Here is a 14,249-nt window from a genome sequence, read left to right on the forward strand (position 1 = left end):
TCTCACAGCTATACTCTATTCTTTTTCTCTTAATTTGCCCTAAACAATAAAATCTACTTCTCTCTCAAACTTTACTTTATTAAAAAATTACAGTTTTAAGAGTATGTGACTTTTGTGGTTTTACAACTCTCGCATCATCAAAAGCGTTTGCTGATTCGATGCAGAGCATATGCTCGTAGGCATCTTTATTCATAGCGCTCATTCTAGAAGTTTTCTCTATCCACGGGTTCCATACAACGACAGAAGATGAGTTCTCGTTTCTAACATGTAGCGTTCTATTTTTATCATACAGAGTTATCTCCCTATCTACCTCTTGGTAAACTCTGTCAACCTCTTGATTAAAGGTTATATCGCCCTCTTGCACCTCATCTTTCCATGTCAGCGCATCAAGATATGGCTTTTTATCGAGCCCTTTTATAACGGCATCTGAAATATGAGAGAGTGAGAAATATGTGTGAAGAGCCTGCGTTATACTAAAAGGATTGCAATCAAGATTTGTGGTTTTAAGCTCCATCGTTAACTTATCTGAAATAGTTACATGTAAATCCAGTTCAAACAAATAGGGCCACATCTTTAAGCTCTCTTGGCTGTGTGTAAGCCTTAAAATAACAGATGAACTCTTCTCATCTGCCTCACTGCAGCTCACACAGTCCCACATGGCCGTTCTTGCAAAACCGTGCTGAGGCAGAGCTTTGTCTTCACTGAAACCAAACCACGGCCAGCAGATTGGAACTCCACCACGGATAGCTTTGCCCGTCTCAAAATCACTTACTTCGCTAAGCCATAAAATCGGCTCCTCGCCGACTCTTGCATAGTGAAAAAGATGTGCGCCCTGAAGCGCTATTTTTGCCTCTGCGGCAGAGTTTTTTATCTCAATATATACAAAGCCGTTTGGCAGTTTTTTGTGAGTTATCACAACTCATCCCAAGACTTTATCTTATGCCATCTAAGAGCGTAAAGGAGTATAAAGAGATAACAGATTATCCCCATAAGGTATGTTGACTGCATATCTCCGCTGACGTAAGATATCTTGCCAAATATAAGCGGAAGGATCGCACCGCCCGCTATTGCCATTATCAAAAGCGCGCTTCCTTGCGCCGTATATTTTCCCAACCCTTCAAGTGCCAACGGCCAGATCGTCGGCCATACAAGAGCATTTGCAAACCCTAAGAATGCTACAAAAGTCACGGTATTTGGAAGAGTTCTAATGCCGCTCCATCCCCATAAAATTTCTGAAATTCCATGACTTTGAGATGAAGAGACTACTCCGAACAAAAACAGTATTCCCAAAAGTGCGGAGCCTATGAGCGCTCTCTCTTGCGAGATATATTTCGGTATAAGTGCGACACCGAGTGCGTATCCAAGTACCATAAAAAACATTACATAAGAGGTTAGGGAGGTAACATTTACTAAGCCTAAATGCTGTCCATAAAGACCGATAGTATCGCCTGCTATTACCTCTATGCCGACATAGAAAAAGAGCGCGGCTGCACCTAAGACCACGCGCGGAAATGCGAAGATACTCTTCTCCTCTGCCTCCGCATTTTTCTCGAACTCAAGCTCGGGAAGTTTAGAGAACTTTACAAGAGCAATCAGAGAGCTAAGCAACAGAGCCATAATAATGTAGGGAGCTATAAGTTTTGAAGCAAGTTCCTCTTTTGACTCTGCGGAGAGATCCTCCAACGAACCTATGCCTGAGAGTATAAATGCAGTAAAGAGAAGTGGTGCGATGACCCCTGCCCCCTTATTTATAAGCCCCATAATGCTTATGCGTGTCGCCGCGCTCTCTATGGGTCCTATGCAGACTATGTAGGGGTTTGATGCGGTCTGCAAGATGGTAAGACCCGATCCAAGTGCAAAAAGAGCTATCAAGAAAAGTGTAAAACTCTCCCTCTGCGCTGCCGGTATAAAGAGAAGGCTTCCCAGTGCCATTATCGCCAGACCGAGTGCCATTGAATTTTTGTACCCTATCTTTTCAATCACGTAAGACATAGGCAGAGCCATTACCGTATAAGCGATATAAAAAACAAAGGTTACAAAGAGAGCTTCAAACTCGTTAAGATCGCATATTGCCTTCAAAAAGGGAATAAGCGACCCATTTAGCCATGTTACAAAACCGAAAATAAAAAAAAGCACCCCTATTATTGTCATAGGAACTATGGTAGGAGTGTTTAATATTTTAAAGCGCTTAAACATTTTTGAGGCTCTTAAGATAGTTTGCAACGCCGTCTTCATCATTTGTGTGCGGCAGAACTATTTTCGCCGCTTTTTTTACGCCCTCTTGTGCGTTTGCAACGGCAATTGATGTTCCTGCCAACTCGAACATTCCAATATCATTGAAGTTGTCTCCAAAAACACTAAGCTTTTTAAGGTCAAAACCGATCGCTTCGCTCACACTTCTTATGCCGTGAGATTTGTCCGCATCTTTATGAAGCAGCGTCAAAAAGTAGCAGCCTGCATAGGCTTCTGGAGCCAAAATATACTTTATAGTATCCCCAAAAACAGCTCTTAGATGAGATGCCACTCTTCTTAAAAGCTCCTCTTCGCCAAAATAGACTATCTTAAAATTATCACTCATTGCGCGAAGGTTTTTCTCTTGATGATGGTAATCGTCTTTTTTGTAGTTTTTAAGTATCTTTGTTTGATACGCATTTAAAACGGTAGAGAAAGAGAAGGCTTCACTAAGATTTTTATCCGCCAAAGAGAGAACAAAAGGGTAGATACCGAACTTTGCACCCTCATCTATGATGGCATCCCCTATCTCTTTGTTTATAAACTTCGTATCGATTATCTTTTTATCCATAGTAGCTATCAGTGCACCGTCAAGCAGTATCATCGGAGCGTTAACATCTACATCTTTTAAGAACTGTGCCGTCTTTTTATATGTTCTGGCAGTTGCGATACTAAGGACAGAGTCGCTTGAAAAACTGTTCCATACCTCTTTTGTAAAGGGGCTTACAGATAGATCCGTCCGCAAAAAAGTGTGGTCCAAATCTGTAATATAAGCATTTTTCATTTTACTTAGTACCGCATTTTACATGTAATCATTTTCTCAACAAGCAGGCGCCCAACTTCTACTTTAGTATCTACGATAGAGGTAATATCGAGATCTTGAAGATTCTCTTTATCTTCAAGCGTAGCTACTTTTACTATGAGGTTAATATCTTTGGTGTGTTTTAATATAGCCTCACAAATAGCTCTTTTCTTCTCTATATTATCAAGCGTTACTATTACCGCGGCTGAACTCTCCGCATGAAGCGCCTCTAATAGCGAAAGCTTTGACATATCTCCCAAATATGCCTCTTTCCCCGCAGATAAAGCTTCATTGACATGTTTTGGATTGTTGTCGATTATAACGTAGTGAGCACCAAGTTCATCAAGATTTTTAGCAACAAATTTACCTATTGCACTATAACCGCACACGATAACATGGTTCTCTCTAGAGACAAATGCGGATGTATCAAGTCCAAGATATTGATGATGGCTTACATAGCTTACAAACCTGTTGATCTTTGAGATAAAAAATGGAGTCACTATCATAGAGAAGATGACCACAAGAACAAAAAGAGACTCAAGCTCTTTTTCCAAAAGGCCGCCCATGCTTGCAACCGCAAAAATAACAAAAGAGAACTCCCCAACCTGAGAGATCGCAAGTGCGGTTTTTAAGGAGAGCACATGGGAAGATGTTATACGCACCACAAGATAGGTGATTATCGTCTTTAAGACCAAAACAAGCAAGAAGATGCCGACAATAAGCCAGAAGTTGTCAATAAAAAAGAGAACATCTATCTTCATGCCCACAACAATAAAGAATGTTCCAAGAAGTATATCTTTAAACGGTGCGATGTCCGATTCTACCTTATGGTGATACTTTGTCTCGGCAATGATCATCCCCGCAACAAATGCCCCAAGAGAGTATGTAAAGCCTGCATATGATGCTAAAAGCGCGGCAGAGACCACTATAAAAAGAACCGAGCCCATAAAAAGCTCATCAACCTCGCTCGACGCCGAGAAGTGAAGAAGCCATGTCATAACTCTTTTGCCGACTATAAACATAAAACCTATAACAAAAACGGCGCTTATAAAAGTGTTCCTAAGTATCTCAGGAACCGACTGATCGCCGTTGCTTGTTAAAAATCCCAAAAGAATAAGTATAGGGATTACGGCAATATCTTGAAATATCAATATCCCTGTTGCACGCTGACCGTAAGGGTTGTGTATCTCTTTTGAACTCTTTAGATAGCTAAGAACCACGGCTGTTGAAGAGAGCGCAAAGGCAAGTGAGAGGATAAGAGCCGAAGTCGATTCAAGCGAAAAGAGATAGTGGCTTATAGTGTAAACGACCAAAGCCGTAAATCCTACCTGCAAAAAACCGTTGAAAAATATCTCCTTTCTCATGCTGTTCATCTTAGTCAAAGATATCTCAAGACCTATCGTGAACATCAAAAAGACTATACCGAACTCACCTATATGCTCCAGAGTCGCCGAATCGTTCATATATCTCAGATCAAGCGCATAAACCATTATAGTACCGGTAAATATGTAGCCTATTATCTGCGAGATGCCAAAACGTTTTAAAAATAGGTTTAAAACGGTAGAGACACCTAAAGCCATGACAATATATAAAAGTGCTGAATCCATAAAACTCTTTCAGATATTATTTTAAGGGTTTTAAGAGAGCCCTTGAAGTTTTGTTATTATAGCAAAAGAAACTTTTAGCTTATGTGTTTTAAAAAAGTCATATACTTAATTTTAAGAGATTCTATAATATAATCGCGACTATGTTTGACATTTTGGAGCTATTTTATGACTAAATATATTTTTGTGACCGGTGGAGTTTTAAGTTCTCTTGGAAAAGGGATAACAGCAGCCAGCATAGGCACGCTGCTAAAACATGCCGGCAAAAAAGTCGGTATGCTAAAAATAGATCCATACATCAATGTTGACCCTGGAACTATGAGTCCGCTTGAACACGGCGAGGTGTTCGTGACAAGAGATGGCGCAGAGACGGACCTTGACATCGGAAACTATGAGAGATTTTTAGATACTTCTTACCTCAAATCAAGTAACTTCACTACGGGTCAGGTCTACTCCAGCGTAATCGAGAGAGAGCGCGCAGGCGGTTATCTTGGACAGACCATCCAAGTTATCCCTCATATTGTGGGCGAGATCGTAAAGCGTATAAAAGAGGCTGGTGAGGGTCACGAGATACTTATCGTGGAGCTTGGCGGAACGGTAGGAGACATCGAGGGCCTTCCGTTTATGGAGGCGATCCGTCAGATGAAGCATGATGAAGAGGTAGAGGGGACGTTTTTTGTTCACGTAACACTTATCCCTTACATCAAAGCTGCAGGTGAGCTTAAATCAAAACCGACACAGCACTCTGTTCAGGAGCTTCGCCGTATCGGTATCACTCCGCAGATGGTAATAGCCAGAAGCGAGAACGCACTGCCTAAGACATTCAAGAAAAAACTGGCGATGAGCTGTGACGTCTCGGCTGACAGCGTTATAGAAGCGCTTGATGCGGCTTCAATTTATGATGTTCCGATCTCGTTTCTAAGACAAAATATCTTAAAACCTATATCGAAAGAGCTCTCGCTGGGCGAGCTAAATCCAGACATGGAGAGATGGGACTCTCTGGTCAAAAAGATAGTTCAACCGAAGAACCGCATAGTGTTAGGCTTTGTCGGCAAATATCTTGAGCTTAAAGAGTCTTACAAATCATTAACAGAGTCTCTTATTCATGCAGGTGCGCATCTTGATACCCGTGTAGATATTCACTGGGTGGATAGTGAAGAGATCGAGACAAGAGGCACGGAAGCGCTTCTAAGTGATTGTGACTCCATCTTGGTTGCAGGCGGATTTGGAAATCGTGGTGTTGAGGGCAAGATCAAAGCCATAGAGTACGCACGTGTGAACAAGATCCCATACCTTGGTATCTGTCTAGGTATGCAGCTGACACTTGTAGAGTATGCGAGAAACGTGCTCGGCTTAGAGGATGCAAACTCGGTTGAGTTTGATGAGAACACTCCTCATCCTATGATCTATCTTATTGACAACTTTATGGATCAAAGCGGCAATACGCAGCTTAGAACACACAAATCTCCAATGGGCGGAACAATGCGTCTTGGAGAGTATCCGTGCGATACTAAAGAGGGTTCTATCATACGCAAAGCTTACGGCGGAGCAAAGACCATCTATGAGAGACACCGCCACAGATATGAGGCAAACCCTACTTACAGAGCGCAGCTTGAAGATGCCGGCATGATCGTAACAGGTGAGTCAAACGGACTTATAGAAGCAGTAGAGATAAAAGATCATCCATGGTTTTTAGGAGTTCAGTTTCACCCTGAGTTTACATCAAGACTTCAAACTCCAAACCCTTCTATTTTGGCATTTGTTGAGGCAACTCTAAATCTTTCTCAACAGAAGTAACCCGCCAAAATATGCATCTTCTTGATGATCTGCCTACGCTAGACAAGTCGGCTCTTTTTGAGCTGCTCTCACAGAGATTTAATAACGAAGAGAAAAAACTCTCGCAGATCCCAAACCCACAAATGCTTCACGATGCGCCAAAAGCTGCCAAAAAGATAGCAGATGCCATAAGAGAGGGCAAAAAGATAGCCCTTGTGGGTGACTATGACGTTGACGGCGTAAGTGCAACGGCTATAATGATCGACTTTTTCAGGCAGATCCCCTACCCGCTCCATGCAATTATCCCAAACCGTTTTAGTGACGGGTACGGAGTAAGTCCGAACGTCTTAAAAAGAGTAGATGCAGATATCGTCATAACAGTCGACAACGGCATAACAGCCATAGAAGCTGCCCAGATCTGCAAAGAGCGCGGCATGGAACTTATCATCACCGACCACCATACTCCGCTTGAGACACTTCCCGATGCTTATGCAATAGTAAACCCGAAGCTCTCAAGCTGCAGCTACCCATTTGAAGAGATCTGCGGAGCACAAGTCGCCTGGCTTCTGCTAGGTCTGCTGAAAAAAGAGCTCTCTGTATCCATAGATATGAAAGCGTTTCTGGATATTTTATGCATTGCCGTAATTGCAGACATTATGCCTCTTACGGATATAAACAGAGCCATAGTAAAAGAGGGGCTCAAAATTTTAATGAGCTCGCAGAGACCCTCTTCCATTATAATAAGAGATTTTCTAAATAAGAGCTCCATCACTTCCGAAGATATAGGTTTTGCCATAGCACCTCGCATAAACTCCGCGGGAAGACTAGAAGATGCAAGTATTGCCTTAGAGTTTTTGACTGCGCAGACAACGAATGAAGCCTACACTCAATTTGAAAAGCTAAACACATTAAATGAAACAAGAAGAGAGACAGAAGCAAGAACTACGGATGAAGCAATCGCTCTTGTAAATAAAGATGATGACATTATAGTGGTTGCAAAAGAGGGGTGGCACGAAGGTGTTGTAGGGATCGTAGCATCCAGACTTGTAGATCACTTCTCTAAACCAGCAATTGTTCTGAGCATAAAAAACGGTGTTGCAAAAGGAAGTGCCAGAAGTATAGGAAACATAAATATATATGAACTTATCAAAGAGAACAGCGGATTTTTAACAAAGTTTGGCGGGCATAAGATGGCAGCAGGGCTTGGACTTGAAGAGAAAAATATTGATCTCTTCAAAGCTGCCATCAACCAAAGTGCTTTAACACTCAATCCATCAGACTTCTTATCATTAGATGAGGTTGTCGGCATTCTTCCAAGCAGTGAGATAGACTTTGAACTCTTGGATCTTCTGGATAGTTTTGAACCGTACGGAGAAGCAAACTCTCGTCCGCTCTTTTTAATAAAAGATGCACAAATAGTAGAGATAAAGTATTTCGGTAAAGATAAATCACACACCAAAGTAGTGCTAAAGCAGTTTGCCCATGAAAGAAAATCTATTGAGCTAATACTATTTAAGAAAACTCTTGAGATGCCTAGTGAAAAAAAGTTAACGTGCAGTTACAGAATTACAAAGAATGAGTTTAACTCACGAGTATCAGCTCAACTTATTATAAATAAAATATATAATTATTAAGTAAAATTCACCCCCTAAAATAACACATAAACGCCTTAAATAGCACTAAAGTATTAAAAAGTAGTATATTTTAAAACTCCCTTAAGGCGCAAAGATGTAAAATTGATAACTTTATCACAAAAAAAGGAAAATCATGAGAAAGAATGAGATCTTAGAAGAGATTTTAAATGAAGTAGATAAGCATCCGGAGATTATGTCTCGTCGTGAAGCTTTAAAATACCTAACAATGTCTCCATTGGCGGCATCTGTTATTGCAAGTGCTACTGTCGGCACTACTGCTGCATCTGCATCTGCGGACGTAAAGGGTAAAATAGTTATTATTGGTGGCGGTTTGGCAGGTATGAGTACAGCTGCACGTCTTAATAATACTATCTCGGATGCAGATATAACTGTTATTGAGCCGGATCCAATATCTGTTTCTTATCAGCCTGGTCAGACACTAGTAGCTAGTGGTGTTTGGGAAATTGATGATATTATCTACAAAAGAGACGACTTTGTTCCAAGCGGCGTTAAGCTAATCAAAGGCAGCGTAACTTCTATAGATCCTGAAAACAACAAAGTTGTAGTTGACGGAAGCCAAGATGTAACTTACGATCAACTTATAGTTGCAGCGGGAGCAAACCTTAACTATGCAGCTATCAAAGGCTTAGAGGGTGAGATCACATCTTCTGGGAAAGACAATGCGGCTACAAAAAAAGTAGTTACTCAAAACGGTGTACACTCTCTATACTTCCAAGATGGTGCAGTTGCAACATGGGCAGGTATTCAAGAGCTTATAAACAAAGCAAAAGCGCATAAAGGACCTGAAAAACTACAGGCACTTTTCTCTAACCCAAGAGGGCCGTTTAAGTGTGGTGGTGCTCCGCTTAAAATCATGTATTTAACACATGCGCGTCTTGTAGAAGCGGGTGTACGTGATAAAGTTGAACTGACATTCAATACAAACAACGGGGCTCTATTTGGTATTCCTGATTACAACGCTCCAATTGTTAAGCAGTTTGAAGAGAGAGGTTTCAAAGCAAACTACAAGCATAACCTTGCCGAGATAGATCCTGTTGCTAAAACAGCTACATTCAACAAATGGTGGATGGAGAAAAAAGAGTTTGAAGATGAAATGGGTGATCCAATCTTCAAAGAGGTTGAAGTTAGCGAGCCTGTTACATTTAAGTATGACTTTATCCATGTTGCTCCACCACAAAAGACACCTGATGTTGTAGGTAAGTCAAAAATTGGTTCAGCTGGCAGCTGGGTTACTGTAAATAAAGAGACTCTTCAATCATCTTTCTTCCCTAACGTATGGGCTGTAGGTGACTGTGCAGGCGTTCCAATGGGTAAAACCGGTGGTTCTGCTCGTAAGCAGTATAAAGTTGTTGTTGATAACGTAGTATCTGTAATGGGCGGTAAAGAGCCGACTGCTAAATATGACGGTTATACAGTTTGTCCACTTATTACAGGACTTGGAACTGTTATGATGGCAGAATTTAACTGGACTAAAAAACCTACACCTTCATTCCCTCTTGATCCTACTAAAGAGAGATGGATTATGTGGTTGTTAAAAGTTTATATGCTTAAGCCAATGACGATCCACGGTATGCTTTCAGGTAGAGCGTAAAAGAAAACTACTTAATCCTCCTTATGGAGGATTTACACCGCACATAGTATAATAATCCCCACTATTAATTTTACACAACATAGGAGAGAAGATGAAAAAAGCTACTATTATAGCCTCCATTGCCATGCTCTTTTCAATATCACTAAATGCCTTTACATTGGGAAATTTGGGTGAGTTTAAATTTGAGAAGATGAACCAGAACGTTTACGTTATGCATGGACCGGAGACAGAACCAAGCAAAGAGAATGAAGGGTTTATGAACAACCCTGCCGTTATTGAGAGCGCGAACGGACTGATCGTAATTGATCCGGGCGGAAACTACAACGTAGGTAAAAAAATTCTTGCAGAGATAGAAAAACTTAGCTCTAAACCGATAATCGCTATTTTCAATACGCATAAGCACGGTGACCACTGGTTTGCGAATAAAAACATTAAAGAGAAGTACCCTGAAGTTCCTATCTATGCACTTACATATATGATCGAGCAAGTTAAAGACAATGCGGCTGAGACTTGGTACGGCATCTTAGATAGATTGACAGGAAATCTTGAAGGTACAAAACCATTTACATTTCCAAGTGACGGCATTGAGAACAAGCAGACCGTTGTTGTGGATGGAGAGACTTTTGTAATGCGTCACTACTCAAAAGGGCATACAGATACTGATATACTTATAGAGCATACGAACTCAAACACGCTTTTTATAGGTGACAACCTTATTACGAACCGTTTTGGAGCATTTGACGAGTCATCAAGCATCATTGAAAACATAAAAGTTCTTGAGAAGATCAAAAATCAAGAGGATGGATTTAAACAATACGCACTTTATGTTCCAGGTCACGGACAATCAAGCAGTGAAATAAGCGAAACTGTAGATCCATTTTTAAAATATCTAAAAATTGTTCTCGAAGGCGCTCAAAAAGCATATGATGAAGGTATGGCAAGTTATGAAATAAAGCCTGAAGTAGATGAGAATCTAAAAGATTACCACTCTTGGGATGCTTATGAGGGTCAAATGGGTAAACACCTAATAAAAGCCTACTCCGAAGTAGAGATGCTAGATTTCTAAAAAATAGAGCCGCTCTTTGGCGGTTCTTACTCTTTTTTTACAAAAAATTTCAGTTCAAAAACTACCTTTTTTATCTATAATATTTTATGCCTAAAATATACAAATGCCAAAGAGCAAAATCAGATATTACCATCTTAAAAACACTTGATGATTCACTTATTGCCTATAGCACTAAGTTTCACGGAATTAAAATATTTGACTTTTATGAGTGTGAAATAAAAAAAAGTATTGCTAACGCTTATCTTAATTCAACCGTGAGTGCCTGCGCTTTTAGTCCAAACAACGAGTTTTTTGCTTTTGTGAACAATCGAACTATCTATATTTTAGAGATACAATCTAAAGAGATAATACACACTATTGAGACTCATGACGAAGATGTAGAGATTATAAGTTTTGACCCATCTTCAAGCTATATTATTGCCGGAAGCAAGAACGGCAGAGTTCTACAGTACAAAACAAACCAGACCTCACTTCTCTCTAGGCTTTGCTCTTTTCCGCACAACAGAAAGAACATAACAATAGATAGAAAAAACTACGTAAGCTCGTTTGCATTTCACAACAACTCTTTTGCATGCAGCGGTTATGGAGGTGCCATCTATATAATCGACCTCTATACACAGACGAACAGAAGCGTTATCACATACAATAAAACCCGCATCAACGCTCTTTGCTTCTTGGATGAAGATACGCTTGTATGCGCAAAAGATAACGGAAAAGTAGACATTGTCTCACTCTTAGATGAAGAGAGCCACAAAAGCATAGATACGCCCATCTCATCAATTGAGACAATAATCATAATGCCAAATCCAAACTATATTTTAGTAAGCGGCAACTCAAATATAATTACGATAATTGATATAAAAAACTCCAAGATCGCGCATAGCAAATATATTGAAGTGGAATCTAAAATAAAGTTTGTAGATATTGTAAACAGTGATTCGCTTGTTGTTGCACTTCAAAACAACGAGATATTGCATATTGAACTTCCGGGTATCACAAGATTAAAATCTCTAATTGCGCATAATTCACTAAAAGAGGCTTTTGAACTAATAGCAAAAGAGCCAATGCTTCAAGGATCAAATGAGCACAGAGTGCTTGAAGAGAAGTTTGAAAAGAGTTATGAGATCGCTCTAAAGGCACTTATCAACCAAAACAGAGCTCACGCTATGCAGATCCTAAAACCATACAAAGATATAAGATCAAAAGAGACTCTTATAAAAGAGCTCTTTAGCGCTTTTGAAAACTACCTTAGATTTCAAGCGCTATTTTTAGAAAAAAAGTATGCTCTGGCATATAGTATGTGCTCAAAATATGAACCTCTTAAGAGAACTGTACAGTATAAAAAGATGGAGCAGATCTTCAGACTCGCCTTCTCAAACGCACAAAGACATATAGTACAAAACAATATAGCCGGTGCCAGAGCACTTCTTACAGAGTACAACACCGTGATCTCAAAAAAGCCTCTTATAAAGCTTCTTATCACTCAAAACAAAGAGTTTGTAGACCTGCTAAGAGCCATACAAAAGAGAGATTTTCAAACCATCAACAAGCTTGTAGACAAAAATGAGCTATTTAAGCAGATACCTAACTACATAGCCATGAATAACCAGATAGAAGAGACCCTCTTAGAGATAGAAGAGAATATAAAAGCAGCTCAGACTGGAAAAGCAGAGACTCTTTTGCTTACGCTTGAGAAGATTCCTCATGTAAGAAAAAGACGAGAAGAGCTGCAGCTAAAGTGCAAATATGCCGTCTTGCTTCAAAATGCGTATGAAGAGAACGACTTTAAGAGCTGCTACGAACTTTTAGATATCTATAAATTTCTGCGAAGCACAGAGCTTGGAATGCTTCTTGAGAAACACTGGTCAAAACTTATGCAAAAATGCGAAGAGTACGCACTAGATGGAAATATAAAAGATATTAAAAAAGAGTTAGGTCAGCTTCTTGGTTTACCTAGTAGAAGCAACAAGATCGGGGATCTGCTAAGAGTAAGTTTTCACACAAGGATAGGCATACTGATGCAGAAAAACAATTTTAAAGGTGCAGAAGCTATCATCTATACCTATATAGATATATTCGGTGTAGACAGCGAGATCAGCCATCTTATGAAAAAGTTTGAAAAAATATCGTCTTGTAAACTTGCCATAACGCAGACTAATGAAGAGAGACCCACAAGAGACAGTTGGAGATACAACGATATTATAATGAAGGGGCTGTAAGTTTTAAAAGCGTCTCTAGGGTATCGTTAAAATCACTCTTTTGCATCGAATTTTGGATCAGGAACTTCTCCATCTCACTTTTTTTGGCTATCGCTTCATCCAAGTCCGGATCTCCGCCTTTTGTATATGCACCTATGCGGATCAGCATCTCGTTCTCTTTTAGGATGGTGTAGAGTCTTCTAAATTTCAAAACAGCCTTTAAATGCTCATCCGAGATGATGTCATTCATAACCCTTGAAGCAGAGTTTAGTATGTGAACAGGCGGATAGATGCCAAAATCGGTAAGTTCGCGTGAGAGCACTATATGCCCGTCCAAAATAGAACGGGACTGGTCTGCGATCGGGTCGCTCATATCATCACCTTCGATCAAGACCGTAAAAAATGCCGTAATTGATCCTTTGCCCTCCTCTTTTCCCGCGCGTTCCATAAGCTGCGGGAGAAGTGTGAGTGATGAGGGCGGGTAGCCTTTGGAGGTAGGAGGCTCTCCAAGAGCCAAACCTATCTCCCTTTGAGCCATTGCAAATCTGGTTACGGAGTCCATAATGAAAAGGACGTCAAGTCCCTGATCTTTAAAAAATTCAGCCACGCTCATAGCCGCAAAAGCGCCATACTTTCTCATAAGCGGAGAGTCATCCGACGTAGCTACCACTATGACCGTGTTTTCGAGGTTTCCGCCAAGGTTTTTCTCTATAAACTCAGGAACCTCCCTGCCCCTCTCGCCTATAAGTGCGACAACTTTTATGGGTGCATCCGAGCCTCTTACAATCATTCCCATAAGTGTTGATTTTCCGACACCGCTTCCCGCAAAGATACCCAGCTTCTGACCTTTCCCGCAGGTTAAAAGAGCGTCTATGCTCTTTACCCCGACACTAAAGACCTCATCTATCATGCCGCGCTTCATAGCGGCTATCGGCGGCTTGATTATCGGCATAAGTTTTGAGCCGTTAACATTGCCTTTGCCGTCAATAGGCCTCATAAAAGGATCGACAACACGTCCCAGCAGAGATTGTCCCACCGGAATGCTTAAACCAGTTTGGTCCAAAAAGACTCTATCTCCCGAACAAAACCCCTCCACAAAACTAAAAGGCGTAATAAAAAATGTGGCACCGTCTATCTCCGTGACCATCCCGATAGTCTCTTGATTGGTCTCGTTTGAGATGATCTTTACTATATCGCTTATGCTTACTTTTAGCCCGCGAGCGGTAATAACGGTTGCGTTTATTTTGACTACTTCACCGAATGAGACCGAGTACTTTTTATTTGAGATTTTATCTTTTAGTGAAGAAAAAGGCACTGAAAATCTC

At 40.6% G+C, this 14,249-nt stretch carries 10 protein-coding genes; 5 read left to right on the plus strand and 5 right to left on the minus strand.

The window, feature by feature from the left end; all coding sequences use genetic code 11:
- Positions 1–79: 79 nt before the first annotated feature.
- The 4 genes from FCU45_RS00110 to FCU45_RS00125 are packed head-to-tail and all read right to left on the minus strand — an operon-like array spanning position 80 to position 4,641.
- A complete protein-coding gene (locus FCU45_RS00110; RefSeq protein ID WP_137011064.1) occupies positions 80–916 on the minus strand; it encodes a D-hexose-6-phosphate mutarotase in 837 nt (278 codons plus the stop codon).
- On the minus strand, positions 913–2,196 hold the full coding sequence (locus FCU45_RS00115; protein ID WP_246032202.1) for a sugar MFS transporter: 1,284 nt from the start codon (positions 2,194–2,196) through the stop codon (positions 913–915). Before FCU45_RS00115 ends, FCU45_RS00110 begins: the two co-directional genes overlap by 4 nt.
- Positions 2,189–3,016 carry an HAD-IIB family hydrolase gene (locus FCU45_RS00120; protein ID WP_137011066.1) on the minus strand — a complete coding sequence of 276 codons (828 nt, stop codon included), beginning with the start codon at positions 3,014–3,016 and terminating at the stop codon, positions 2,189–2,191. The genes FCU45_RS00115 and FCU45_RS00120 overlap by 8 nt, the downstream gene beginning before the upstream one ends.
- Before the next feature lie 5 nt (positions 3,017–3,021).
- Positions 3,022–4,641, minus strand: a complete 1,620-nt coding sequence (locus FCU45_RS00125; protein WP_137011068.1) for a cation:proton antiporter — start codon at positions 4,639–4,641, stop codon at positions 3,022–3,024.
- A 165-nt stretch (positions 4,642–4,806) separates the two neighbouring features.
- Between FCU45_RS00125 and FCU45_RS00130 the strand changes: the two genes are divergently transcribed.
- The 5 genes from FCU45_RS00130 (at position 4,807) to FCU45_RS00150 (ending at position 12,945) form a co-directional block, all read left to right on the plus strand.
- Complete coding sequence (locus FCU45_RS00130) at positions 4,807–6,435, plus strand: CTP synthase (protein WP_137011070.1); 1,629 nt, start codon at positions 4,807–4,809, stop codon at positions 6,433–6,435.
- An 11-nt stretch (positions 6,436–6,446) separates the two neighbouring features.
- On the plus strand, positions 6,447–8,048 hold the full coding sequence (gene recJ / locus FCU45_RS00135) for a single-stranded-DNA-specific exonuclease RecJ (protein WP_137011072.1): 1,602 nt from the start codon (positions 6,447–6,449) through the stop codon (positions 8,046–8,048).
- Positions 8,049–8,181: 133 nt separating this feature from the next.
- Positions 8,182–9,660, plus strand: coding sequence for an NAD(P)/FAD-dependent oxidoreductase (locus FCU45_RS00140; protein WP_137011074.1), 1,479 nt, complete (start codon positions 8,182–8,184; stop codon positions 9,658–9,660).
- Between the two features lie 91 nt (positions 9,661–9,751).
- Positions 9,752–10,726 carry an MBL fold metallo-hydrolase gene (locus FCU45_RS00145; RefSeq protein ID WP_137011076.1) on the plus strand — a complete coding sequence of 325 codons (975 nt, stop codon included), beginning with the start codon at positions 9,752–9,754 and terminating at the stop codon, positions 10,724–10,726.
- Between the two features lie 86 nt (positions 10,727–10,812).
- Positions 10,813–12,945, plus strand: coding sequence for a WD40 repeat domain-containing protein (locus FCU45_RS00150; RefSeq protein WP_137011078.1), 2,133 nt, complete (start codon positions 10,813–10,815; stop codon positions 12,943–12,945).
- Here FCU45_RS00150 and fliI read toward each other — a convergent pair.
- A complete protein-coding gene (gene fliI / locus FCU45_RS00155; RefSeq protein WP_137011080.1) occupies positions 12,926–14,239 on the minus strand; it encodes a flagellar protein export ATPase FliI in 1,314 nt (437 codons plus the stop codon). The two genes, FCU45_RS00150 and fliI, sit on opposite strands and share 20 nt — an antisense overlap.
- Positions 14,240–14,249: the final 10 nt, after the last annotated feature.

The sequence above is a fragment of the Sulfurimonas crateris genome, from assembly GCF_005217605.1.
Classification (GTDB): Bacteria; Campylobacterota; Campylobacteria; order Campylobacterales; family Sulfurimonadaceae; genus Sulfurimonas; species Sulfurimonas crateris.